The organism is Stenotrophomonas sp. 28608_Sma (assembly GCF_056486185.1).
Map to the genome: position 1 here is coordinate 2,247,315 of NZ_CM151308.1, position 24,808 is coordinate 2,272,122.

General features: G+C 66.3%; 17 protein-coding genes. 12 read left to right on the plus strand and 5 right to left on the minus strand.

From position 1 onward, the window contains the following. Positions 1–2: 2 nt before the first annotated feature. A complete protein-coding gene (locus ACZLHH_RS10575; protein ID WP_429000428.1) occupies positions 3–764 on the minus strand; it encodes a 3-oxoacyl-ACP reductase in 762 nt (253 codons plus the stop codon). A gap of 138 nt (positions 765–902) precedes the next feature. Here ACZLHH_RS10575 and ACZLHH_RS10580 point away from each other — a divergent pair, with 138 nt between their 5' ends. The 6 genes from ACZLHH_RS10580 to recJ all read left to right on the plus strand — a co-directional run bounded on the left by ACZLHH_RS10580 (position 903) and on the right by recJ (position 9,723). After that, positions 903–1,583 carry a 4-hydroxy-tetrahydrodipicolinate reductase gene (locus ACZLHH_RS10580; RefSeq protein WP_343205591.1) on the plus strand — a complete coding sequence of 227 codons (681 nt, stop codon included), beginning with the start codon at positions 903–905 and terminating at the stop codon, positions 1,581–1,583. A gap of 308 nt (positions 1,584–1,891) precedes the next feature. Next, positions 1,892–3,019, plus strand: coding sequence for a glutamine-hydrolyzing carbamoyl-phosphate synthase small subunit (gene carA / locus ACZLHH_RS10585; protein WP_005413213.1), 1,128 nt, complete (start codon positions 1,892–1,894; stop codon positions 3,017–3,019). 148 nt (positions 3,020–3,167) lie between these two features. After that, complete coding sequence (gene carB / locus ACZLHH_RS10590; protein ID WP_149909270.1) at positions 3,168–6,410, plus strand: carbamoyl-phosphate synthase large subunit; 3,243 nt, start codon at positions 3,168–3,170, stop codon at positions 6,408–6,410. An 8-nt stretch (positions 6,411–6,418) separates the two neighbouring features. Continuing rightward, entirely contained in the window at positions 6,419–6,883 is a 465-nt protein-coding gene (gene greA, locus ACZLHH_RS10595) for a transcription elongation factor GreA (protein WP_026347191.1), read from the plus strand. A gap of 4 nt (positions 6,884–6,887) precedes the next feature. After that, positions 6,888–7,805 (plus strand): phosphoglycerate mutase, encoded by a 918-nt coding sequence (locus tag ACZLHH_RS10600; RefSeq protein WP_149909271.1) that lies wholly within the window; start codon positions 6,888–6,890, stop codon positions 7,803–7,805. 160 nt (positions 7,806–7,965) lie between these two features. Beyond that, on the plus strand, positions 7,966–9,723 hold the full coding sequence (gene recJ / locus ACZLHH_RS10605; protein ID WP_180844043.1) for a single-stranded-DNA-specific exonuclease RecJ: 1,758 nt from the start codon (positions 7,966–7,968) through the stop codon (positions 9,721–9,723). Between the two features lie 84 nt (positions 9,724–9,807). Here the strand turns inward: recJ and ACZLHH_RS10610 are convergent, their stop codons facing one another. Then, positions 9,808–10,857 carry a DUF1176 domain-containing protein gene (locus ACZLHH_RS10610; protein WP_149909273.1) on the minus strand — a complete coding sequence of 350 codons (1,050 nt, stop codon included), beginning with the start codon at positions 10,855–10,857 and terminating at the stop codon, positions 9,808–9,810. A gap of 131 nt (positions 10,858–10,988) precedes the next feature. Here ACZLHH_RS10610 and ACZLHH_RS10615 point away from each other — a divergent pair, with 131 nt between their 5' ends. Next, on the plus strand, positions 10,989–13,901 hold the full coding sequence (locus tag ACZLHH_RS10615; RefSeq protein ID WP_180844042.1) for a VIT domain-containing protein: 2,913 nt from the start codon (positions 10,989–10,991) through the stop codon (positions 13,899–13,901). A 91-nt stretch (positions 13,902–13,992) separates the two neighbouring features. Here ACZLHH_RS10615 and ACZLHH_RS10620 read toward each other — a convergent pair whose 3' ends face one another. From ACZLHH_RS10620 to ACZLHH_RS10630, 3 genes are all read right to left on the minus strand, one after another. Then, positions 13,993–15,150 carry a hypothetical protein gene (locus ACZLHH_RS10620; protein WP_180844041.1) on the minus strand — a complete coding sequence of 386 codons (1,158 nt, stop codon included), beginning with the start codon at positions 15,148–15,150 and terminating at the stop codon, positions 13,993–13,995. A gap of 127 nt (positions 15,151–15,277) precedes the next feature. Next, on the minus strand, positions 15,278–16,258 hold the full coding sequence (locus tag ACZLHH_RS10625) for a phosphatase PAP2 family protein (RefSeq protein WP_180844040.1): 981 nt from the start codon (positions 16,256–16,258) through the stop codon (positions 15,278–15,280). A gap of 78 nt (positions 16,259–16,336) precedes the next feature. After that, positions 16,337–17,542 carry an acyltransferase family protein gene (locus tag ACZLHH_RS10630; protein ID WP_149909276.1) on the minus strand — a complete coding sequence of 402 codons (1,206 nt, stop codon included), beginning with the start codon at positions 17,540–17,542 and terminating at the stop codon, positions 16,337–16,339. A gap of 134 nt (positions 17,543–17,676) precedes the next feature. Here ACZLHH_RS10630 and ACZLHH_RS10635 point away from each other — a divergent pair, with 134 nt between their 5' ends. The 5 genes from ACZLHH_RS10635 (at position 17,677) to ACZLHH_RS10655 (ending at position 24,486) form a co-directional block, all read left to right on the plus strand. After that, positions 17,677–18,579 (plus strand): LytTR family DNA-binding domain-containing protein, encoded by a 903-nt coding sequence (locus ACZLHH_RS10635; RefSeq protein ID WP_149909277.1) that lies wholly within the window; start codon positions 17,677–17,679, stop codon positions 18,577–18,579. A gap of 70 nt (positions 18,580–18,649) precedes the next feature. Continuing rightward, positions 18,650–19,775 (plus strand): peptide chain release factor 2 gene (gene prfB / locus ACZLHH_RS10640; protein ID WP_097048047.1). Its coding sequence is split into 2 segments (ribosomal slippage): positions 18,650–18,724 and positions 18,726–19,775, totalling 1,125 coding nucleotides; the frame shifts between segments, so codons are not numbered across the junction. A 152-nt stretch (positions 19,776–19,927) separates the two neighbouring features. Next, entirely contained in the window at positions 19,928–20,710 is a 783-nt protein-coding gene (locus tag ACZLHH_RS10645; protein ID WP_180844039.1) for a helix-turn-helix transcriptional regulator, read from the plus strand. Between the two features lie 686 nt (positions 20,711–21,396). Further along, the gene (locus tag ACZLHH_RS10650) at positions 21,397–22,782 is read left to right on the plus strand and encodes an NAD-dependent succinate-semialdehyde dehydrogenase (protein ID WP_149909278.1); all 1,386 of its coding nucleotides are present in this window, start codon (positions 21,397–21,399) and stop codon (positions 22,780–22,782) included. Between the two features lie 63 nt (positions 22,783–22,845). Continuing rightward, positions 22,846–24,486, plus strand: a complete 1,641-nt coding sequence (locus ACZLHH_RS10655) for an acetolactate synthase large subunit (RefSeq protein WP_149909279.1) — start codon at positions 22,846–22,848, stop codon at positions 24,484–24,486. The last annotated feature ends 322 nt before the right edge of the window (positions 24,487–24,808 follow it).

Below are 24,808 nucleotides of genomic sequence, written 5' to 3' on the forward strand. Positions count from 1 at the left end.
GCTCAGTTCCGCACCAGCCCGCCGTCGACCACCAGGTTCTGGCCGGTCACCGCGCGCGACCACGGGCTGGCGAAGAACAGCGCCGCATCGGCGAACTCGGCCGGGGTGGTGACGCTGCGCAGCGGGGTGTTGGCGGCGATGTAGTCGAATACCGCTTCGGGCGTGGCGGCGCTGGCATCGGTGGTGCGCAGCAGGCCGCCGGACAGCATGTTCACGGTGATGCCGTGCGGGCCGAGGTCGCCTGCCAGGGTGCGGGTCAGCGACAGCAGCGCGGCCTTGGCGGCAGTGTAGTCGTGATAGGGCACCACCGGATTCTGGAACAGGTTGGTGCCGATGTTGATGACGCGACCGAAACGGCGCGCCTGCATGCCGGGCAGGGCGGCCTGCACGGTGTTCAGTGCGCCACGCACGCTGCCCTCGAATTGCGCCTGGAAGGCCGGCCAGCCGATTTCCGCGGCGCCGTCGCGGGCATCGCCATTGAACGAGAAAGCGGCCAGCGCGTTGTTGACCACGGTGGTGACACCTTGGCCGAAGTGGGCCAGTGCGTGCTGCAGCATCGCATCGACCTGGGCGCGGTCGGTGACGTCGGCCGGCAGCGCGATCGCCTGTCCGCCCAGCTCAGTGGCCAGCGTACGTGCGGCGGCTTCGCTGCAGTGGTAGTTGATGATGACGCGGGCGCCCTGGGTGGCGAAGGCGCGGGCGATGTGCTTGCCAAGGCCGCGGCCGGCGCCAGTGACCAGCACCAGCTGTTCGCTGATCTGCATGAAGGAGCTGCCATCCATTGCATGAAAGGGCATGCAGCGTAGCAGCGATGGCGCTTGCCGGAGCGGGCGTGCTGCCGCTAGCCTGCAGGCATGAACCAGACTCCCCTGCGATTGCTCATTCACGGTGCCTCCGGGCGCATGGGCCAGGCCCTGCTGCGGCTGGCCGCCGAACATCCCGAAACCCTGCAGATCGTGGCTGCGGTAACCGGCCGTGCGCCGACCCAGCGCGTGGTCGACGGCGTGCCGTTCTTCGGCGCCAGCGAACTGCCTGGCGCGCCGGTGTTCGATGTGGCGATCGACTTCAGCCTGCCGGAGGGCTTCGACCCGATGCTGGCGCTATGCGTGGAGCGGGGTGCGGGCCTGGTCTCGGGCACTACTGGCATCTCCAGCACACAGCGGCAGGCGCTGGAGGCCGCGGCGGCGTCCATCCCGCTGGTCTGGGCGTCGAATTTCAGCCTGGGCGTGGCGGTACTGGACGAGCTGGTCGAGCGCGCGGCGCAGGCGCTGGCCGGCTGGGACTGCGACATCGTCGAATCGCACCACACGCAGAAGAAGGACGCGCCGTCGGGTACCGCGCTGACCCTGGGCGCGGCCGGGCAGCGGGGTGGGGCGGAGCCGCATTACGCCAGCCTGCGTGCCGGTGACATCGTCGGCGAGCATCTGGTGCAGTTCACCGGCCTGGGTGAGCGCATCGAGCTGGTGCACCGGGCCACCAACCGCGACATCTTCGCCAGAGGCGCGCTGTTCGCCGCCCGCCAGCTGCAGGGCCGCGCCCCGGGCAGCTACCGGGTGCGGGACCTGCTGGACGGCCCCCGGTAACGGTCCAGGCCGATGGTAGATGCCAACCTTGGTTGGCAGGCTTTCCGGGAAGCGCCAACCAAGGTTGGCGTCTACCAGGGTCATGGCGGCCCGCATACGCCGCCGGATTGAAATGAATGCGCAATCGCCTGTTCATGAAGTGCGATAACCGCTGGCGCGAGCGCCCCGGCAGCGCTACAATTCGCACTCGCCGAATCACGAAAGCCGGACCGGTCCCAGACCGCACGTCCGCGCTTTTTTGCAACCGGATTTCCGTGAAGCGCAGGCGTGACTTCGGCAGCCCCCTCGGTAGCCAAAGTGAGATTCCCGTGACCCAAGCCGCAATCCTCGTCCTCGAAGACGGCACCGTATTCGAGGGCGAATCCGTAGGCGCGCCCGGCCTGTCCGTCGGTGAGGTGGTGTTCAACACCGCCATGACCGGCTACCAGGAAGTGCTGACCGACCCGTCCTACGCCCGGCAGATGGTCACGCTGACCTATCCGCATATCGGTAACACCGGCATGACCGACCAGGACAATGAAGCGTCCAAGGTGTGGTCGGCCGGCCTGATCGTGCGCGATGTTCCCCGCCGTCCCAGCAACTGGCGCAGCCAGGTGTCGCTGCAGGACTGGCTGATCCAGCGTGGCGTGGTCGCCATCGCCGGCATCGACACCCGCAAGCTGACCCGCATCCTGCGCGAGAAGGGCGCGCAGAACGGTGCGCTGATGGCCGGTGACATCGACGTGGAAAAGGCACTGGAAGCTGCCCGCAAGTTCCCGGGGCTGAAGGGCATGGATCTGGCCAAGGTCGTCACTACCGAGAAGACCTACACTTGGACCGAGGGCCAGCTGGACCTGGATGCCAATGCCTTCGTCAGCGTGCCGGCCAAGTACAAGGTCGTGGCCTACGATTTCGGCGTGAAGACCAACATCCTGCGCATGCTGGCCGAGCGCGGCTGCGAAGTGACCGTGGTGCCGGCGCAGACCCCGGCCGCCGAAGTGCTGGCGCTGAAGCCGGACGGCGTGTTCCTGTCCAACGGCCCGGGTGACCCGGAACCGTGCGACTACGCCATCGAAGCGATCAAGACCTTCATCGACGTGAAGATCCCGACCTTCGGCATCTGCCTGGGCCACCAGCTGCTGGGCCTGGCCTCGGGCGCGCAGACCATGAAGATGGGCCATGGCCACCACGGTGCCAACCACCCGGTGCAGGACCTGGACAGCGGCCGGGTGATGATCACCTCGCAGAACCACGGTTTCGCGATCGATGAAGCGACCCTGCCGCCGACCCTGCGCGTGACCCACCGCTCGCTGTTCGATGGCACCAACCAGGGCGTGGCCCGCACCGACGTGCCGGCGTTCTCGTTCCAGGGCCACCCGGAAGCGTCGCCGGGCCCGACCGATGTCGGTCCGCTGTTCGACCGCTTCGTGGTGCTGATGGAGCAGGCCAAGGCGTGATCAGTACGCCGCCGGCCCCCCGGTGGCGTCGCGATGGACCGTAAACCCCGCAACGCTGCTGCCGCTGGCGCGGCGCTGCGGATCAAGATTCCTGATCGACAGCGTGCGATCACCCCCCTTGTCACGCTGTACTGACTTAGAGAAGAAAATGCCCAAGCGCACTGACCTCAAGACCATCCTCATCATCGGTGCTGGCCCGATCGTCATCGGCCAGGCCTGCGAGTTCGACTACTCCGGCGCCCAGGCCTGCAAGGCCCTGCGTGACGAGGGTTACCGCGTGGTGCTGGTCAACAGCAACCCGGCCACGATCATGACCGACCCAGAGATGGCCGACGCCGTCTACATCGAGCCGATCAACTGGCAGACGGTCGAGAAGATCATCGCCAAGGAAAAGCCCGATGCACTGCTGCCGACCATGGGTGGCCAGACCGCGCTGAACTGCGCGCTGGACCTGGCCGACAACGGCGTACTGGAGAAGTACAACGTCGAGCTGATCGGCGCCAAACGCGAAGCGATCCGCATGGCCGAAGACCGCGAGCTGTTCCGCGTCGCCATGGGTGAGATCGGCCTGGAATGCCCGACCGCCGCCGTCGCCCATACCCTGGACGAAGCGCTGGAGATCCAGACCCGCGTCGGCTACCCGACCATCATCCGCCCCAGCTTCACCCTGGGCGGCAGCGGTGGCGGCATCGCCTACAACCGCGAAGAGCTGGTCGAGATCGTCAGCCGCGGCCTGGAACTGTCGCCGACCACCGAAGTGCTGGTGGAAGAGTCGGTGCTGGGCTGGAAGGAGTTCGAGATGGAAGTGGTCCGCGATACCGCGGACAACTGCATCATCGTCTGCTCGATCGAGAACCTGGACCCGATGGGCGTGCACACCGGTGACTCGATCACCGTGGCGCCGGCGCAGACCCTGACCGACAAGGAGTACCAGCGCCTGCGCGATGCCTCCATCGCCGTGCTGCGCAAGATCGGCGTCGATACCGGTGGCTCGAACGTGCAGTTCGGCATCAACCCGAAGACCGGCCGCGTGGTCGTCATCGAGATGAACCCGCGCGTGTCGCGTTCCTCGGCGCTGGCCTCCAAGGCCACCGGCTTCCCGATCGCCAAGGTCGCCGCCAAGCTGGCCGTGGGTTACACCCTGGACGAACTGAAGAACGAAATCACCGGTGGCCTGACCCCGGCCTCGTTCGAGCCGTCGATCGACTACGTCGTCACCAAGATCCCGCGTTTCGCCTTCGAGAAGTTCCCGGCCGCCGATGCCCGCCTGACCACCCAGATGAAGTCGGTGGGCGAGGTGATGGCAATGGGCCGTACCTTCCAGGAGTCGGTGCAGAAGGCGCTGCGTGGCCTGGAAACCGGCAAGGTCGGCTTCGACCCGACCGGCCTGGACCTGAGCAATGAAGAAGACCTGCAGACCCTGCGCCGCGAGCTGAAGGCCCCGGGCCCGGAGCGCCTGTTCTTCGTCGCCGATGCGTTCCGTGCCGGCATGAGCGTGGAAGAGATCTACGCACTGTCGTTCATCGATCACTGGTTCCTGGACCAGATCGAGGAAATCATCGCGGCCGAAGCCGAAGTCGCTGCCGGTGGCATCGACGCGCTGGACGCCGCCCGCCTGCGCAAGCTGAAGCGCGCTGGCTTCTCCGACGCACGCCTGGCGCAGCTGACTGGTACCAACGAAGCCGCCATCCGCGCGCTGCGTCGTGCGCACAAGGTGCGCCCGGTCTACAAGCGCGTGGATTCCTGCGCCGGTGAGTTCTCCACCGGCACCGCCTACCTGTACTCGACCTACGAGGACGAGTGCGAGGCCGCGCCGAGCAACCGCGACAAGATCATGATCCTGGGTGGTGGCCCGAACCGCATCGGCCAGGGCATCGAGTTCGACTACTGCTGCGTGCACGCGGCACTGGCGCTGCGCGAGGATGGCTATGAAACCATCATGGTCAACTGCAACCCGGAAACCGTGTCGACCGACTACGACACCTCCGACCGCCTGTACTTCGAACCGCTGACCCTGGAAGACGTGCTGGAAATCGTCGAACTGGAACAGCCGAAGGGCGTGATCGTGCAGTACGGCGGCCAGACCCCGCTGAAGCTGGCGCGCGCGCTGGAAGCCAACGGCGTGCCGGTGATCGGCACCAGCCCGGACTCCATCGACCTGGCCGAAGACCGTGAGCGCTTCCAGCAGCTGGTCGACAAGCTGGGCCTGAAGCAGCCGCCGAACCGCATCGCCCGCAACGACCAGGAAGCCCTGCTGCTGGCCCGCGAGATCGGCTACCCGCTGGTGGTGCGCCCGAGCTACGTGCTGGGCGGCCGTGCGATGGAGATCGTCTACGGCGAAGCCGACCTGGCCCGCTACGTGCGCGACGCGGTGAAGGTGTCCAACGATTCGCCGGTGCTGCTGGACCGCTTCCTCGACAACGCCGTGGAGTGCGACGTCGACATCATTGCCGATGCCCAGGGCAACGTCCTGATCGGCGGCGTGATGGAGCACATCGAAGAAGCCGGCGTGCACTCGGGCGATTCTTCGTGCTCGCTGCCGCCGTACTCGCTGTCGGCTGAAACCCAGGCCGAGCTGCGTCGCCAGGTGGTGGAACTGGCCAAGGCCCTGAACGTGGTCGGCCTGATGAACACCCAGTTCGCGATCCAGACCAGCGATGAAGGTGCCGACACCATCTACCTGCTGGAAGTGAACCCGCGTGCCTCGCGCACCGTGCCGTTCGTGTCCAAGGCCACCGGCATGCCGCTGGCCAAGATCGCCGCCCGTTGCATGGCTGGCAAGAGCCTGGCCGAGCAGGGCGCGACCAAGGAAATCGTGCCGGACTACTACTCGGTGAAGGAGGCGATCTTCCCGTTCGCCAAGTTCCAGGGCGTCGACCCGATCCTCGGGCCGGAGATGCGCTCCACCGGTGAGGTGATGGGCGTCGGCCGCACCTTCAACGCCGCCTTCGCGCGTGCGCAGGAAGCCGGTGGCATCAAGGCACCGCCGGTCGGCAAGGCCTTCGTCTCCGTCCGCGATCCGGACAAGAAGCGCGTGCTGCCGGTGGCCAAGGCGCTGCTGGCGCGTGGCTACAGCCTGGTCGCCACCCGTGGCACCGCCGCATGGCTGCAGCAGCACGGCATGGACTGCGAGATCATCAACAAGGTGGTCGAAGGCCGTCCGCACATCGTCGACTCGATCAAGAACGGCGAGATCGTCTACATCGTCAACACGACCGAAGGTCGTTCGGCGATCAACGACTCGTTCTCGATCCGTCGCGAGGCGCTGCAGCATCGCGTCACCTACTCGACCACCATTGCCGGCGCCAAGGCGCTGGTGGATTCACTGGAATTCCGCGGCACCGGCCCCGTCTGGTCGCTGCAGGAGCTGCACAAGGAGTTGAATGCATGAGAGCCCCCATCACGATGAAGGGCGCGCAGAAGCTGCGCGACGAGCTGGATCACCTGAAGTCGGTCAAGCGCCCGAAGGTCATTGCGGCCATCGCCGAAGCGCGTGAGCATGGCGACCTGAAGGAAAATGCCGAGTACCACGCCGCGCGCGAGGAACAGGGCTTCATCGAAGGCCGCATCAAGCAGCTGGAAGGCGAGCTGTCGCACGCCGAGATCATCGACGTGAGCAAGCTCAATGCCGGCTCCAAGGTGGTGTTCGGCGCCAGCGTGACGCTGGCCGACGTGGAAACCGACGAAGAGAAGAAGTACCAGATCGTCGGTGACCTGGAAGCGGACATCAAGCTGGGCCTGATCGCGATTTCCTCGCCGGTGGCGCGCGCGATGATCGGCAAGCTGGAAGGCGATTCGATCGTGATCGACGCCCCGGCCGGCCAGCGCGAGTACGAGATCGTCAGCGTCAGCTACGTGGACTGACCCGGTGGCAACGGCGACCCTGCTGTTGCCCGCGCGCAGCCGCTTTGCCGCGGCTGCGCTGCCTGATGACGTGGCGCGTGCCCTGGGCCGCGCCAACGCCTCGCAGTTCGAAGCCGGCGAGCGGGCGCAGCTGCAGCGCCATTTCACGGTCGCCGCGCCGCACTGGCCGGTGGCCGCACTGAGCCGCCAGCGTGACGTCGGCGATGCTGCCGGCGCGTGCTGGCTGCGTGCCGATCCGGCCTGCATGGTGCCGGACATGCACGGTGCGCGGATGATGGCCTATGGCGAAACACTGCGGCCGACGCTGGCCGACAGCCTGGCCCTGCTGCCGGTGCTGCAGCCGTTGTTCGCCGATGCCGGGTTCGTGCTCGACGCGCCCGATCCCTCGCGCTGGTACCTGCGGCTTCCGATCGACCTGGCCCTGCCGGACTTCGACAGTCCGGACGAGGTGCTGGGCGATGACCTGTTCTCGCACCTGCCGGAAGGCGAGGGCGGTCGCCGCTGGCGGGCGCTGATGACCGAGGCGCAGGTGCTGCTGCACAATCATTCCTGGAACCAGCAGCGCGCCGCGCAGGGACAACAGCCGATCAATTCGCTGTGGTTCTGGGGCGGTGGCGTGATGCCGGTGTCGGTCAGTACGCCGCATGCGCAGGTGCGCAGTCGTGATGCCCTGCTGCAGGGCCTGGCTCTGGCGGCAGGCGTGGCCGTGGATGGCGAGCAGGCGGTGGATGCACTGGTCGACCTGCGCCAGCTGCGCTCTTTGCAGCAGCTCGGCAATGATGCGATCCGTCCGCTGCTGGCCGCGCTGAAACGTGGCGAGCTGCAGCGGCTGGTGCTGGATTTCGAGGATGGCCTGCAGTTCCAGCTGGATCGTGGCCAGCGCTGGCAGTTCTGGAAGAAGCCGCGCCAGCTTCACGATTGAGCGGGATCGGATCCGTTTTCCATCGGAAAGCGGCTCTGACCCCCGATGTTTGCCGGGGTTGCCGGCCAGCGGCCGGCACTACCGCAGCAGCCGGGCGCAATCCCGCCAGCCTCTCCCACGCGCGGTATCATCCCTCTGTCTTTCGTAACCGGCGATGCCGATGTCCCTTGCCGCCGATGCCGTGCAGCCCTCCTCTGATACGCCGACGATCCGCCGCCGCGATGCGGTTGCGCCCGCCAACTGGCCGGAGGGCACGCTGCCGTTGCTGGCGCGGCTCTACGCCAGTCGCGGTGCCGGTACCCCGGAGCTGGCGCTGCCGAAGCTGGGCAGCCTGCATGCGCCCGAGCTGCTGACCGGCATCGACGATGCAGTGGGCCTTCTGGTCGAGGCCATCGCCAACGACAAGCGCATCCTGGTGGTCGGCGATTTCGACTGCGATGGTGCTACCGCCTGTGCGGTCGGTGTGCGTGGCCTGCGCATGCTCGGCGCGCAGCATGTCTTCCACGCGGTGCCGAACCGCATGGTGCACGGCTATGGCCTGTCACCTTCACTGGTGGAGGAGTTGGCCGAGCTGAAACCGGACCTGCTGGTCACGGTCGACCACGGCATTGCCTGCCACGCGGGTGTGACTGCGGCCAAGGCCCGTGGCTGGCAGGTGCTGGTCACCGACCATCATCTTCCCGGCCCGCAGCTGCCGCCGGCTGACGTGATCGTTGATCCGAATCTGGACGGCGACGCCTTCCCCAGCAAGTCGTTGGCCGGTGTCGGCGTGATCTTCTACGTGCTGATGGCGCTGCGCCGGCAGATGCGCGAGGCCGGCGTCTTTGCCGATGGCAAGGGGCCGGACCTGACCACGCTGCTGGACCTGGTGGCGGTCGGCACCGTTGCCGACCTGGTGGCACTGGATCCGAACAACCGTGCGCTGGTCAGTGCGGGCCTACGCCGTCTGCGTGCGGGGCAGGGCTGTGTCGGCCTGCGTGCGCTGATCGAAGCCAGTGGCCGTGATGCCGCGCGACTGACCGCCACCGATATCGGCTTCGCACTCGGCCCGCGCCTGAACGCTGCGGGCCGGCTGGAAGACATGGCGCTGGGCATCGCGCTGCTGCTGACCGAAGACCCGCGCCAGGCGCGCGAGATCGCGCAGACGCTGGAGCAGATCAATTCGGAACGGCGCGCCGTGCAGCAGTCGATGACTGACGACGCCGAGCAGGCGTTGACCCGCGTGGTGCTGGACATGGCCGGCCAGCGTCCGGTGGCCGCCTGCCTGTTCGATGCCGATTGGCATCCGGGCGTGGTCGGCCTGGTCGCGTCGAAGATGAAGGATCGCCTGCATCGCCCGGTGATCGCCTTCGCCCCGGCCGAACCGGGCGCCGACACGCTGCGTGGCTCGGCGCGCTCGATTCCCGGCCTGCACATCCGTGACGCACTGGCACTGGTCGATGCGCGGCATCCGGGCCTGATCGAACGCTTCGGTGGGCATGCCATGGCGGCTGGACTGAGCATGCGGCTGGATCACGTCGATGACTTCAAGGCCGCGTTCGTCGGTGTGGTGCTGGAGATGCTCGACCCGGCGGCGCTCCAACAGCAGGTGTTGAGCGACGGCGAACTGGCCGCCGACGAACTCGATCATCGCCATGCCGATGCGCTGCGCCTGGCCGGCCCGTGGGGCCAGGGCTTCCCCGAGCCGCTGTTCGACGGCCACTTCGAAGTGGCCAACTGGCGCGTGCTGAAGGAACGCCACCTCAAGCTGGAACTGCGCCTGCCGGGCGTGCCTGGCACGATCAATGCGATCCATTTCGGCGGCTGGCACGGCAACGCACCCGGCCGTCATGTGCATCTGGCCTATCGACTGGCCTGCGACGACTATCGCGGCGGCAGCGCCATCCAGCTGATCGTCGAGCACTGCCTGCCTGCATGAAAAAAGGGGACGGAGGGGATTAAGTCGCTTGTGCCTTGTTTGCCACTTGCGACTTAATCCCCTCCGTCCCCTTTTTCTGTGGCGTCAGCGGACCTCGGTCACCAGCATCGGCAGATCCCAGGTGCCACCGGGCACGCCCCGGCATAGCCCAGGTGCCACCTCGGACGTCGCGATGAAGTTCGTCCCGTCCCACGTCCAGGCTGCGTACGACATGCAGTCAGCGAGCCCGCGGCCCTTCTGCGCGGCAATGATCTGGCCGTCGGCGTAGTCGATCGCATCGCTGGTCACCCATTGCGCCTGGAACGGCGCCTGCGGGCGCGCGACCCAATAGCCATCGCCGATGTTGTAGGCCCCGCGCCAACACGGGACCGTCACCAGCACATGCTGCGCGTCCAGGCGCCGGACCTGCAGCGGGGAGTTGCTGAGCGGAACGTCGGCATCAGTTTCCTGCAGGCCTTCGCAGCTGTCGTCCTCCAGCGTGGCACGCAGTGCTGCGCGCAGGGCGGGTGAGGCGGCCAGCCGAGCAAACGCGGGATCATCCGGAGTCGAGTCCAGGGTGGCGGCCTTGCGCACAACCGGCACCGGCAGTGCGGCGGGGACGCTGGATTCAGGCGTGCTGCCCTTGCGCATCACGGCGCCGGGCGTGCCGAGGCGGCCCTGGTACTCATCGATCTTCAGCAGTACCGCTGCGGCACCCTTGTCCGACAGCGGCCAGCGATGGCCAGCGCCATCGGTCACGCCGATTCCACCGCCGCGCACCAATGCGGACAGCAGCGCGCTGGTCTGCGCAGCAGTCAAGCTGTGCGTGCCTTCGCTCTTTGCCGGGGTCAGCACGCCCAGGTCCTGTTGCTGGATGCGCAGATGCAGCGCGCCCTTGGGCTGGGTCTGGCCTTCTTCCGGCTGCAGCGTCAGGCGGCCCTGGATGGCCTGATCCGGGCCGCCCTTGCGGGTGAGCAGCACACTCAGGGTGCTGTCATCGTCGGTGGCGTAGCCGGCGGCGCGGCAGGTCAAGGTGTTGTCACAGGCCACGACCCAGTCGTGGTGCTGGAAATACAGACTCTTGGCCGGAGCCGCAGCAAGCGCTGTCAGGGGGCAGGCCAGTGCTAACAGAGTGGCCAGCAGGGGCAATCGCATCGGCATCCTTGCGCGTGTGGGAGCGTGGGGCATGGTGCCTGTGGGTGGGGGCAAAGAAAAGCCGCGCACGGTCCAACCCCATTCCGGCTGTCCGTGCGTTCAAATGTCCACGATCCCACTGGAGCCCTGTCATGGTCTTCGTCCGTTGCTGCGCTGTGTTGTTGCTGGCCCTCGCGGCTGGGCCTGTCGGCGCTCAGTCGCCACGCATTGCCAGGCCGCAAGCCACCACCCCGCTGTTGATTGCGCCCGCCGCCGAACAGCCGGTGCAACTGCAGCGTGCCCGCATTGAAGGCGAGGTCCAGGCCGGCATCGCCCAGACCCGGATCACGCTGGAGTTCCACAATCCGAACCGGCGCGTGCTGGAGGGCGAACTGCAGTTCCCGTTGGCCGATGGCCAGCAGATCAGCGGCTTCGCACTTGACATCAACGGTGAACTGCGTGACGCCGTGCCGGTGCCCAAGGACCGTGGCCGCCAGGTGTTCGAGGAAATCGCCCGCCGCGGTGTCGACCCGGGCCTGCTGGAACAGACTGCCGGCAACCAGTTCCGCCTGCGTATCTATCCGCTGCCGGCCGGCGGCAGCCGGCGCGTGCAGCTGGTGATTCGCGAACCGCTGGCCTTCGCCGGCCAGGGCTGGCAGTGGACGCTGCCGCTGCAGTTCGCCGCCGGTGCAGCCTCGGTTGAACTGAAGCTGCAGGCCCCCGGCGCGACCGCCGCGGGTACGGCGCCATTCCGCATCAGCGCGGGCCGGCTGCAGTGGCAGGGAAAGGGCGCGCAGTTGCCGTCGCAGCTGCAGTGGAGCCTGCCCGCAGCACGTCAGGCGCAGGTGCAGGTGGCGCCCTGGCAGGACGGGCACTACCTGTTGGCGCAGCTGCCGGTGTCGTCCAGCAGCGCGCCGCGCACGTTGCCCAGCGAGATCGGCCTGCTGTGGGACGGCTCCGGATCCTCGGGTCAGCGCGATCGCACGCGTGAGTTCGCGCTGCTGGATCGCTACTTCGCAGCGATGGGTGACGGCACCGTGGCGTTGACCGTGCTGCGCGACCGCGCGGAACCGGTGCGTCGCTTCCGTGTCCGTGCGGGCAACTGGAGCGAGCTGCGTGCAGCACTGCAGGCCGTACGCCCTGACGGTGCCAGCGCGCTGGCGCAGTGGCAGCCGCAACCGAGCGTGAAGGAATACCTGCTGGTCAGCGATGGCCTGCTGACCTATGGACCGGAAGCATTGCCAGCACTCGCACCGCAGCAGCGCCTGTTCGCGGTCAGCAGTGCTGGTGCGCGAACCGATGCAGTGCGCCTGCGTGGCTGGAGCGAAGCCCATGGCGGACGCTTCGTCGCGCTGGGGAAGGATGTTGATGCGGCCGCGCGCGAGCTGTTGTCTTCGCCGTTGGACGTGCAGGTGGATGCGGGCCGTGGCGTACAGGATGTTGTGATCGATCGTCGCAGCGAGGCCGAAGGCTGGCTATGGCTGCATGCCCGCCTTGCGGCGGACGGTGTGCCGATGCGGGTGCGCGTGGGCGGTGGTGAATGGCAGGTGCTGCCGGCAACGCAGAAGAGTGACGATGGTGAGCTGCTGGCGGGCTTGTGGGCGCAGGCCCGTCTGCAGCAACTCGGCGCCGATCGCCGAGGCAACCGCGAGGCAATGCAACTGCTGTCGCAGCAGTTCGGCCTGGTCGGTCCGGATACCTCTCTGATCGTGCTGGAAACCCTGGAGGACTACCTGCGCTACGCGATCCGCCCGTCCGGCAAACTGCGCGCCGAGTACGATGTCCGCTTCGCACGGCAGGTGAGCGATCGCGCCGCCGCCGATCGCCAGCGCCTGGACCAGGTTGCCGCACGTTGGAAGGAGCGCCAGCAGTGGTGGAACCGAAGCTGGCCGAAGGGAGCGCCTCCACAGTTGAAAGGCGGGGCGCTGGAAGTTGCATCCGCGGACTACGCGATGGACTCGGCGCCGGTGGCGATGCTCGCTGCGCCGGCCCCCGCGGCACCGCCCGCGCCGGCACCGATGGCCGCAGCTGCCGAGCAGCGCATGGAAGCCAGCAGCGCGCGTGCACGTCGCTCAGCGTCCGCATCGAACAAGGCCCTGGATTCAATCACGGTCACTGGTGGTCGTGTCGCTGCGCCCGCTGCCGCCAACAATGGGGAGCTCGGCATCCAGCTGGCGGCGTGGCAGCCGGATTCGGCCATCGCCCGGCGCCTGCGCCAGGGCCCGGCGTCGCAGCTCTATGACCGCTATCTGGCCGAGCGCGATGCACACGCCGATAGCAGCGCATTCTTCCTCGACGTGGCCGACCTGTTGCTGGAGCAGGGTCAGCGCGACCTGGCACTGCGTGTGCTGTCGAACCTGGCCGAGATGGATCTGGACAACCGCCACTTGCTGCGCGTGCTCGGCTACCGGTTGATGCAGGCCGACGCGCCGGCACTGGCGGTTCCGGTGTTCGAGCAGGTGCTGGCGATGGGCCAGGAAGAACCGCAGAGCTTCCGCGATCTTGGCCTGGCACTGGCGGCTGCGGGCAAGCCGCAGCAGGCGTTGGCGCCGCTGTACCAGGTGGTGGTGCGGCCGTGGGACAACCGCTTTGACGGCATCGCCCTGATCGCGCTGGATGAGCTGAACAACCTGGTGGCACGCAGCACGCCACGGCTGGATACCCGCAGCATCGACCCGCGCCTGCTGCAGGCGATGCCGCTGGACCTGCGCGTGGTGCTGTCGTGGGATGCCGACAACAGCGACATGGACCTGTGGGTGACCGACCCGAACGGCGAGCGCGCGTACTACGGCAACCGCCTGACCTATCAGGGTGGGCAGATGTCGCAGGACTTCACTGGTGGCTATGGTCCCGAGCAGTTCTCGCTGCGCAACGCCAAGCCCGGCAAGTACAAGGTGGAGGCCAACTACTTCGGCAGCCGCCAGCAGCTGGTGACCGGTGCGACGACACTGATGCTGCGGCTGACCACGCACTGGGGCACGCCGAAGCAGAAGGACCAGATGGTCACGATGCGATTGAAGGATCGCGCTGAAACCGTGCTTGTGGGCGAGTTCGAGGTGAAATGATCGATCCCGGGCTTTTGTAGAGTCGAGCTTGCTCGACTGCCTCGATGTAGAGCCGAGCCCATGCTCGGCTCTATACGACGCAATCCTGCTGCTATTTCCCGCGCATCCATGCGTCGAGTTGTCTAGCCAACGTACGATTCTTGTAGGCAGATGCAGCTGAGCCAGTGCCTGGAACCAGATTGATTCCTAGTCGTGCGTTTATCTGCTTGACCCATTCAGGGAAATGATCAAGCGTGGCGCCGATGATTGGCGGCAATTGGAAATCATTGCTGGTGGGTTCGTCCCGGTAGGCGACGTAGGAGCCATTGCCGACGCTCAGATTGATTGACCAAGGGGTATCAGGCCAGCTGTTGAGATCAAGTCTGATCCGGGGATGCCCCGGCTCGCTGCTGTACTCACCTCCGTGATAGAGGGTGATGCTGGCATTCCAATCACGGATGTTGTCAACGTGCCAGCCCTCCCGCTGCGCCAACTGGACTGCGTCGCCCGTCATGATCCGGGTGTCGTGCAGCTGCGCCAGATGTTCGCAGAGAACGTCGAACTCGGCGTCCGCTGCGCAATGGGGCCGGGTCGCCTCGGCGGTGTGATGAAGCAGGGAGAGCACATGGCCGCGTTCCCTGTCTTCGGGCCAGTTCCTGGCTATCAGGTCGTTTGTCATCTGGATGCGTGTGTCCTCATCGAGCAGTGCAATGAGCGCCATGCCCCAATAGAGGATTTGACCCATACCCTTGATATCGTGTTGCAGGAACCGAGCTGTCTCGAGAATGGTTCGCGCAAATGGGCGATATGGCAGAAATTTATCGACCTTCTCTCGCTGGGCCTGGAACGACTGGTACTTCCTGCAGTGCTCCACCAGACGCGTGCGCTGTTTCAGATCCGCGGCATTGGTAACCACACCGCTTGGCAGCTCGCCATGTTCATTGAAGCCGAAGCAGAAGAGATGCGGGAGGCTGAGGCCTGGCTGGCGTGTGTCGTAGCCCACAGGGAGCTTCGTGAGCTCCTGGTACGCGGCAACAAGGATGGGAAAGTCTCTCTGCGGAAGTCCTGCGACCTTCCAGTCTCCCACTCGCAGCCAATGGAAGTAGAAGCGTTGCAGCATATCCTGGGGCAGGCCGTTACCAGCCCTTGGTGCGAGTGCCGCGAGTTGATAGTGATAACTCGGATAGAAGTCGCCCTGACGTTCTTCAGCAAGCGCAGCCTCCTCTGATTCAATGAAGGCGGCCAGCATATTGATGTCGGATTGATCCATTGCAGGTCTCCAGGGCAAAGGTCCACTTCCGTCTGGAAGGCGACCAGGGAGAATCGCAAGGTTCTTGGGAACATCCAATGCGAATAGTTGCAAATGCCGTGAAGGTAACCAACAGGTAGGGTTAGTCTCAGACCTTGGAGACCCCATGCGGAATCCACTGCATCCACCGCGCCAGTGCCACACCGCCACCGAGGATCAACAGCGTGCCAACGGTCTGCCACAGCACTTCGGTCGCCGGTACATCAGGCAGCGGAATGGCCGCGGCGAACAGATCGATCAACGGCCGTGCCAGTAGATAGATCACCACCACAGCCAGCACGCGCAACCCCCGCTGCACGATGTTCTTCGGATCCACCGGCCAGCCGCGCCATTGCAGCCACGCCACCAGCAGGCCCAGCGCGAGCAGTCGTCCGGCTTCACCAACTGGAACGAAGCGGGTGGTCGCTGCCGCCCACGCCAGCAGCACGCCAAGCCCCAACAGGACCGGCAGCTGCCACTGTCTGCTTGAGCGCATCCCTGGCATCAGCTGCCATGCCAACAGAGCCACGCCGATGCCGATCAGCCATCCGCCCACCACGTCGGCCAGGAAATGCCGGCCCAGGTACATCCGTGACAGCGCCATCAGCAGCGGCCAGCCCAGCGCCAACGTCCAGCGCAGCCAGCGTCGGCGAATGCCGAAGGCCAGCAGCAGGCCGACGCAGGCAGCGGTGGCCACGCCCACATGGCCACTGTTGAAGCCATAGTCGGCGTCGGGCTGCGCGCGCAGCATGGCGGTGGACTGCGCATCGGGCAGTGACCAGAACGATTGTCCGCCGCCGTTGACCACGAAGGGGTGCGACGGCACCCCTTCATCCAGTACGCGCGCATCCACATCCGACGGGCGGGGCAGGGCGGCGCCCTGTTTGATTGCATGCGTGGCACAGGCCATCAGCAGCACCGCCAGCATCACGCAGAGGCCAGCGCGAAGGCGTGCCCCGAATGCACATACCAGGATCAGCGCGGTATAGGCCATTTCATAGCCGAGCAGGCTGATGAACTGCATCAGCGCCAGCATCCAGCCGCTGTCGAGAGTCTGCTGCAGCCACAGGTGCCAGTGGGTCTGGAACATCCGTTGTCCTCATCATCCGTTGGTAATCAGGCGCAGCTCAACAGAACCGCGCCAAAGCAGCCGAGTGTGGACTCGGCTCTACACCGGCGCAACACGTGCCACGAGCAGCGATGACGATGCGGCGCGCAGGCCGAACAGCGGCCGCAGCCAGCGCGAGCGCCGGATCAGCAGTTCGTGGATCAGCAGGCAGCCGCTTATCGTGCCAGCCACCAGTAGTGCAGGTTCCAGCCACGGGCCCAGCTGCAGCGGGCGCAGCGCGTACAGCAGAACGATCAGCACAGTCTGATGCAGGCTGTACCAGCTGAACACCGCTTCCCGGCAATAGCCCAGGCCTGGCCACGGGCGGAACAGCAGCACCCGCGCCCAGCCGAACAGGGTCAGCAGCATGCACCACGTATACAACGCGCGGCCGACGCGTTCGGTCTGGGCCCACGGCAGTGCCAGCACCCATGCATCCAGATCGCCCACATGGGGCAGGCGGGCCAGTGCGCGGATGCCCAGCTCCAGGCAGAGCCCCAGCACCGCCAGGGCCAGGGTCACGCGGCGCCCGCGCACCAGCAGATCCCAGCCGCGCTGCCAGCGCGCCGCCAGGAAGCCGCCGAGGAACAGCGGCAGCGACTCGGCATGTACATAAACGTCGTCCAGCAGGGCGTGGGTGGGTGGCCAACGCGGCATCAGTACCAGCAGGGACCAGGCCAGCCAGGCCACTGGCACTACCAGCAGTGAGGCGCCCAGCAGGCGGTCGCTCGGCTGCCAGCCTGGCAGCAGCTTGCGCAGTGGACGCAGCAGGCTGGCCAGTACCACCGCCAGTACGGTGTAAGGCAGCAGGTAGGCCAGATACCACAGGTGGTTCCAGGTGAAGCCGTAGGCGGCACCACTGAAATGCGCGCCCGGCCACGGCTGGAACTGCCAGTAGCGCCACAGGAACCGGGCCAGCCCCGGTGCCACGTCGCCCTTGTCCAGCGCTTCGTAGTAGGCCTGCAGGGACACGACGGCGACGATGCCGAACAGCAATGGCAGAAGCAGGCGCCAGCCACGGCGGAGCGTGTGCTGCAGTCGCCCGTGGTCTGGCAGGGAAAGGCCCAAGGCGATACCACTGATGGCAAACAGCAGCGGCATGCGCCAGCGGTTCAGCGCGATCATCGGCCACTGCAGCCATTCGGCGGTGTAGGCGCTCTTGAGGTGGAAGTCCCAGCCGGCCACATAGGCCATGGCGGCGTGGTAGAGGATCAGCAACGCGAAGGCGGCGATGCGCAGGGTGTCCAGATCGTGGCGACGGTGCATGGCAATGGGCGTCAGGAGGATGCTTCACCTTCTGCCGCAAGGCTCAGCGTCGCCAGCGGATAGGGTGCAATGGCAGCCTTGCAGGGTCCAATGGAGGGGTTGTTGGGACCAATGGCCGATGCGGAAAGGGTCGGATGGGCAACAATGGCGGCATGGAAAATGGAGATCCGGCGGTCGATCCCGCCCTTGTTGCAGATCGTCCCAACCGCGCGGGCATGGCTGCAGTGTTCTGGTCGCTGCTGTTCCTGTGTACCGCCGCAGGCAATGTGCTGGCGCAGTGGATGCGGGCATTGCGCGACGCGCAGCCCTTTTCCGCAGGGACTGTCTCGATCGAGGAGTTCAGCAGTGCGCTGGCCAGCCTGGGCCTGTTGGCGCTTCTGCACGCCGCCGCTCGTCGCTGGCCGTTGCATGCAGATACCTGGCGGCGCCGGATCGGCTTCTACGTGCTGGGTGGTGTTGCCTGGTGGCTGCTGCATGTCAGTGCCATGGTGCTGCTGCGCAAGCTGGCCTTCGCCCTGATTGGCCAGCACTACACCTATGGCGCCTGGCCGGCGCAGTGGTTCTACGAGTTCTTCAAGGACGTGCAGACCTACAGCCTGCTGGTGATTGCCGTGCACGCCGTGGCCTGGTTCGGCCGTCAGCGCCAGGGCGAGGCGCACCTGCTGGCATCGCCCGATGTCGGCCCGCCGGTGGAACCGGTCGAGCGCCCCCAGCACTTCCTGGTGCGCAAGCTGGGCAAGGAGTTCCTGGTCGCCACCGCCGACGTGGAGTACGCCCAGGCGGCGGGGAACTACGTGAACCTGCGGGTACGCGGCCACGACTACCCGCTGCGGATCACCATGGCGGTACTGGAACAGCGGCTGGACCCGGGCGAGTTCCTGCGTCCGCACCGCAGCTGGCTGATCCATCGGGGCCAGCTGCGCTCGATCGAGCCGCTGGACGGCGGCGAGGCCCTGCTGCACATGGCCGACGGGGCGAAGGTGCCCTGCAGCCGGCGCCAGCTACCGCTGCTGCGGCAGGCGCTGGGGGCAGGGTGAGGCCCTCATTCCGGGCATCCCCGGCCTGCGGTATCATTACCAGTCATCTTTTGAATGCATAACCGCCGACATGATCGAACTGAATCCTGTCCGCCAGCGCATCACCGATCTGACCGATCGCGTGCTGTCGCTTCGGGGGTATCTTTGACTACGACGCCAAGAAAGAGCGTCTTGAAGAAGTAACGCGGGAGCTGGAAAGCCCCGACGTCTGGAACAACGCCGAATACGCCCAGAACCTGGGCCGCGAGCGTTCCAGCCTGGAAAAGACCGTGGGCGGCATCGCCTCGGTGCTGGACGGCCTGGCTGATGCCACCGAGCTGCTTGAGCTGGCAGAGTCCGAACAGGACGAGGACACCGCGCTGGCCGTGGTCGCCGACCTGGACAAGCACCAGTCGCACGTGGAGAAGCTGGAGTTCCAGCGCATGTTCTCCGGCGAGATGGACAATGCTGCCGCGTTCGTCGACATCCAGGCCGGTGCCGGCGGCACCGAAGCCCAGGACTGGGCCGAGATCCTGCTGCGCATGTACCTGCGCTGGTGTGAATCGCGCGGCTGGAAGACCGAGCTGATGGAAGTCTCCGGTGGCGACGTCGCCGGCATCAAGTCGGCTACGCTGCGCGTGGAAGGCGACTATGCCTACGGCTGGCTGAAGACCGAGACCGGCGTGCACCGCCTGGTGCGCAAGTCGCCGTTCGACTCGGACAACCGCCGCCACACCAGCTTCACCTCGGTGTTCGTGTCGCCGGAAATCGATGACAACATCGACATCACCATCAACCCGGCCGACCTGCGTACCGACGTGTACCGTTCGTCCGGTGCCGGTGGCCAGCACGTGAACAAGACCGAGTCGGCGGTGCGTATTACCCACATCCCGACCAACATCGTCGTGGCCTGCCAGACCGGCCGCAGCCAGCACCAGAACCGCGACAACGCGATGAAGATGCTGGCCGCCAAGCTGTACGAGCTGGAGATCCAAAAGCGCAACGCCGAAAAGGACGCCGTGGAAGCCACCAAGTCCGACATCGGCTGGGGCAGCCAGATCCGCAATTACGTGCTCGACCAGAGCCGTATCAAGGACCTGCGCACCGGCATCGAGCGTTCGGATACGCAGAAGGTGCTCGACGGCGACCTGGACGAGTTCGTCGAAGCCAGCCTGAAGGCCGGCCTGGCCGTGGGCTCCAAGCGTGTCGATGCCTGATCGACGTGCCTGCGCGGAGATCGTCACCCTCGCGCTCAACGCCGAGGGTGGTTGAACCGTTTTTGTGTAGAGCCGAGCCATGCTCGGCTGTTTTTCGCGAGCTGGCGGACGCGTCGAGCATGGCTCGACGCTACAAAGGGTAGGACGGGCCGATGATGCGCAGCGAAAGTGAACGCAAGGAACTTGGCGGCTTCCTCAAGGCCTGCCGTGCCCGTGTCGACCCCGCCACGCTCGGCCTCCCGGCCGGGCGCCGGCGTACCCCGGGCCTGAAGCGGGAGGAAGTCGCACTGGCGATCGGGGTCAGCGTCAGCTGGTACACCTGGATCGAACAGGGCCGCGAAGTGCGCGCTTCGCCGGAGGTCCTTGAACGCCTGGCGCAGGTACTGCGCATGAGCGACGACGAGCGTGCCTATGCGTTCGCGCTGTCCGGCTACGGTGTGCCACTGGAATCTCCCGATGAGACAGTGACCGATGGCCTGCGCCAGCTGGTCGAGGCCATGCAGCCGATCCCGGCCTACGTGCGCAATACCCGTTACGACATTCTGGCCTGGAACCCGGCCATCGCCGACCTGTTCGTGGACTACAGCCAGCTGGTGCCACATGAGCGCAACACGCTGCGGCTGATGTTCCTGTACCCGCCGTACCGCACGTTGATCCTCAACTGGGAAGAAATGACCCGCGGCCTGCTGGCCGGCTTCCGCGCGGCGATGGCGCAGGCGCCGGACAAGGCCCCGTTCCTGGCGCTGGCCGAGGACATCGCTGCGCACAGCGAGGAGTTCCGCCAGTGGTGGCCGGAGCACGACGTGCGCCGGTTCGACGAAGGCGCGAAGAAGCTGAACCACCCCACGCGCGGGTTGCTGGACCTGCAGTACGTGGCGCTGGTGCCGGAGAGCCGGCACGACCTGTCACTGGTTACCTACCTGCCGCGTAGGTAGGGGGTTGTTCGGCAGGGCTTGCAGCCCTGCACCTGCTTCAAGCCGAAGCAACGGCAACAGCAACAGCGAGCTATCCGTGGGTTGGCGGGGCGGTGTCGGAGTGCGGGGACGCCGCAAGTACGTCCGTGCAGGCTTGGCAGCCGCTTGCTCGTGTGCGCAGTCCTGCGCACACGGCAAGACCGGGATTGGGCGTCCTGCCCAACCCGCCCGAGGCATGCCTCGGGCCCATGCGGCTGACACCCCGCACTCCGACACCGCCCCGCCTCTGACAGATTCCGGCGGCTGTTGGTAGGTGTCGACCTTGGTCGACACATCTGTCAGATATCGAAATTCATCTGAAGTTGGATCCGTTCCGACAGATCGCGGAAAACTGTCGAAGGCGGGATGGGGCCGGTTGCGGGGGCGTGAGCCGCATGGATGCGGCGACCGAGCTTACATGGACGTACTTGCAGCGACCCCCGCAACCGGACCCACCCCGCCATCCCGCAGGAAACCAGCTTGTGCTGTTGCTTCGGCTGTTGCTGTTGCTTCGGCGGGTGCAGGGCGCAGCCCTGCCGATAACCCCATTCAGGCAGGTAACTGCAGGTCACAGGATAAGCAGACGCCTTGTTGTGCCCGTCGATCGGGTCCACATTCCTGTGCAGGAGACGGGCCGCCGCCCGTTGTCGAGACACCAGGAGACCTGCATGTCCGCTGCCCCCAGCACCGCCATTTCCCGCGATCCGGCCACCGGCCAGCAGATCGCCAGCCATCCCTTCGCCACCGACGCCGAACTGGAAACAATCCTGGATCGCGGCCAGGTTGGCTTCGCGGCCTGGAGCGCCAGGAGCCTTGAACAGCGTGCAGACGTACTGCGTGCGATGGCGGTGGTACTGCGCCGTGACCGTGAAAAGCTGGCTGCACTGGCCACCGCCGAAATGGGCAAGGTCCAGGCCGAGTCGCTGGCCGAGATCGAGAAGTGCGCCGTGCTGTGCGACTGGTACGCCGACCACGGCGCGCAGTTCCTGCGCGACGAACCGACCCAGGTGCCCGACGACAAGGCTTACGTGTCCTACCTGCCGCTGGGCGTGGTGCTGGGCATCATGCCGTGGAACTTCCCGTACTGGCAGGTGATGCGCGCGGCGGTACCGATCCTGATGGGCGGCAACGGCTTCCTGCTGAAGCCGGCCGAGAACATCGTCGGTACCGCGCAGCTGCTTGACGCCGCCTGGCGCGACGCAGGCCTGCCGGAAGCCACCTTCATCGCCGCCAACATCAGCCGCGAGGGCACCAGCCGTGCGATCGCCGATGACCGCATCGCCGCCGTCACCCTGACCGGCAGCGTGGCCGCCGGCCGCAGCATTGCCGCCCAGGCCGGGCAGGCGCTGAAAAAGGTGGTGCTGGAACTGGGTGGCTCGGATCCGTTCATCGTGCTGGCCGACGCCGATCTGGACGCTGCCGTCGATGCAGCGGTGGCTTCGCGCTTCCAGAACACCGGGCAGGTCTGCATCGCCGGCAAGCGCATCATCGTTGAAGACGCGGTCTACGACCGGTTCGTGGCGCAGTTCTGCCAGAAGGTGCAGGCGCTGACCATCGGCGACGGCCGTGAAGCCGACAACCGTATCGGCCCGATGGCACGCCAGGACCTGCTGGAGCAGCTGGACGCGCAGGTACGGGCCTCGGTGGACGCGGGCGCGAAGCTGCTGGTCGGCGGCCATCAGCTGGATCGCCCAGGCGCGTTCTATGCCCCCACCGTGCTGGCGGACGTGGAGCCGGGCATGCAGGCTTTCGATACCGAGACCTTCGGTCCGGTTGCCTCGATCAGCCGCGCCCGTGATGCCGATCATGCGGTGGAACTGGCCAACCAGAGCGAGTTCGGCCTCAGCGGCAACCTGTGGACCGGCGACCGCGCACGGGCCCTGCAGTTGGCGCGCCGGCTGCAGACCGGCGGCGTGTTCGTCAACGGTTTCTCCGCCTCTGACCCGCGCGTGCCGATCGGTGGCGTGAAGAAGAGCGGCTTCGGCCGTGAGCTCTCGCACTTCGGCATCCGCGAATTCGTCAACGCGCAGACGGTGTGGTTCGACAAGCGTTGACGCGCAGCTTCCATCCTTCCTGCAACGATCCATCATCAGTCCAGCGAAAAGGACGGCATTCCAATGTCCAAGGGTTCAGATCTGCTCGTCGCCGCGCTTGAGAACGAAGGCGTCGAGCGTATTTTCGGTATTCCCGGCGAAGAGAATCTCGACGTGGTCGAGTCGCTGCGCCATTCCAGCATCGAGCTGGTCATCACCCGCCACGAACAGGCGGCCGTGTTCATGGCGGCGACTTATGGCCGGCTGACCGGCAAGCCGGGTGTGTGCCTGGCCACGCTCGGCCCGGGCGCGCTCAACTTCACCACCGGCGCCGCCTACGCGCTGCTGGGTGCGTGGCCGGTGATCATGATCACCGGCCAAAAGGGCATCGTCGCCAGCAAGCAGGCGCGTTTCCAGATCGTCGACATCGTCAGCACCATGAAGCCGCTGACCAAGCAGGCGCGGCAGATTGTCTCGGCGCGCACCATTCCGACCATCGTCCGCGAGGCATTCCGTACCGCGCTGGAAGAGCGCCCGGGCCCGGTGCTGCTGGAGCTGCCCGAAGACATCGCGGCCGATGAGGTCGGGGACGTAGCGCTGATTCCGCCGCACGCGGTGGATCGTCCCATTGCCAGTCCGGAAGCACTGGACCGCGCGGCGGAGATCATCCGCAACGCCAAGCGCCCGCTGCTGATGATCGCCTCGGCGGCGTCGCGGCCGCAGTCCAGCGAAGCGTTGTCGGCATTCGTGCTGCGCGCGGGTATTCCATTCTTCACCACGCAGATGGGCAAGGGCGCGGTGGCCGGTGGTTCGGGCCTGTACATGGGCACCGCCGCGCTGACCGAGCGCGACTACGTGCACATGGCGATCGACCAGGCCGACGTGATCGTGACGATCGGCCACGAGGTCACCGAGAAGCCGCCGTTCGTGATGCGCCCGGGTGGGCCGACCGTGATCCATATTGGCTATTCGCAGGCGGCGGTGGAGCAGGTGTACTTCCCGCAGGTGGAAGTGATCGGTGACATCGGCCGTTCGCTGACCCAGTTGGCCGACCGTATCGAAGGTGCAGTGCCGAACGCCGACGCGCTGCTGCCGCTGCGCGCGACCATTCTGGAACACTTGGCTGACCGAGCCGAGGAAGCTGGATTCACCCCGCAGCGGCTGGTGCACGACGTGCGCCAGGTGATGCCGCCGGACGGCATCGTGGCGCTGGACAACGGCATGTACAAGATCTGGTTTGCGCGCAATTACCGCACCCAGGTGGCCAATACGCTGCTGCTGGACAACGCGCTGGCGACGATGGGCGCGGGCCTGCCGTCGGCGATCATGGCCTCGATCCTGTACCCGCAGCGGCGGGTGTTGGCGGTGTGCGGCGATGGCGGATTCATGATGAACAGCCAGGAGCTGGAGACCGCGCGTCGGCTGGGCCTGAACCTGGTGGTGCTGATCCTCAACGACGGCGCCTACGGGATGATCCGCTGGAAGCAGGCGGTGGATGGCTTCACCGACTACGGCATGACGTTCAGCAACCCGGATTTCGTGAAGTATGCGGAAGCCTATGGCTGCAAGGGGCATGAGGTGACGGCCATCGAGCAGTTCATCCCGACGCTGGAGGCGGCGTTCAACGAGGGTGGGGTGCACCTGGTATCGGTGCCGATCGACTACTCGGAGAACCAGCGGGTGCTGGTGGACGAGCTGCGGCAGGCGTTCCCCGGGACCGGTTGACGCCGGGACGAGCGCCAACCAAGGTTGGCGACTACCGGGGCATCGGTTCCCCGGAATCCGGTAGGTGTCGACCTTGGTCGACACACGGACCGCCAACCAAGGTTGGCGGCTACCAGATCGGCGGGCAGCGGACCTGGTAGGTGTCGACCTTGGTCGACACGATGGAGCGCCAACCAAGGTTGGCGGCTACCAGGCGGCGGGCAGTGGGCCTGGTAGGTGTCGACCTTGGTCGACACGCGGACCGCCAACCAAGGTTGGCGGCTACCAGAGCGGCGGGCAGTGGGCCTGGTAGGTGTCGACCTTGGTCGACACACGGACCGCC

Bases quoted from the DNA above. Each gene is read 5' to 3' on its own strand.
- ACZLHH_RS10575 (WP_429000428.1), bottom strand. From the start codon at position 764: ATGCAGATCAGCGAACAGCTGGTGCTGGTCACTGGCGCCGGCCGCGGC.
- ACZLHH_RS10580 (WP_343205591.1), top strand. From the start codon at position 903: ATGGGCCAGGCCCTGCTGCGGCTGGCCGCCGAACATCCCGAAACCCTG.
- carB (WP_149909270.1), top strand. From the start codon at position 3,168: ATGCCCAAGCGCACTGACCTCAAGACCATCCTCATCATCGGTGCTGGC.
- recJ (WP_180844043.1), top strand. From the start codon at position 7,966: ATGTCCCTTGCCGCCGATGCCGTGCAGCCCTCCTCTGATACGCCGACG.
- ACZLHH_RS10610 (WP_149909273.1), bottom strand. From the start codon at position 10,857: ATGCGATTGCCCCTGCTGGCCACTCTGTTAGCACTGGCCTGCCCCCTG.
- ACZLHH_RS10615 (WP_180844042.1), top strand. From the start codon at position 10,989: ATGGTCTTCGTCCGTTGCTGCGCTGTGTTGTTGCTGGCCCTCGCGGCT.
- ACZLHH_RS10620 (WP_180844041.1), bottom strand. From the start codon at position 15,150: ATGGATCAATCCGACATCAATATGCTGGCCGCCTTCATTGAATCAGAG.
- ACZLHH_RS10625 (WP_180844040.1), bottom strand. From the start codon at position 16,258: ATGTTCCAGACCCACTGGCACCTGTGGCTGCAGCAGACTCTCGACAGC.
- ACZLHH_RS10630 (WP_149909276.1), bottom strand. From the start codon at position 17,542: ATGCACCGTCGCCACGATCTGGACACCCTGCGCATCGCCGCCTTCGCG.
- ACZLHH_RS10635 (WP_149909277.1), top strand. From the start codon at position 17,677: ATGGGCAACAATGGCGGCATGGAAAATGGAGATCCGGCGGTCGATCCC.
- ACZLHH_RS10645 (WP_180844039.1), top strand. From the start codon at position 19,928: ATGATGCGCAGCGAAAGTGAACGCAAGGAACTTGGCGGCTTCCTCAAG.
- ACZLHH_RS10650 (WP_149909278.1), top strand. From the start codon at position 21,397: ATGTCCGCTGCCCCCAGCACCGCCATTTCCCGCGATCCGGCCACCGGC.
- ACZLHH_RS10655 (WP_149909279.1), top strand. From the start codon at position 22,846: ATGTCCAAGGGTTCAGATCTGCTCGTCGCCGCGCTTGAGAACGAAGGC.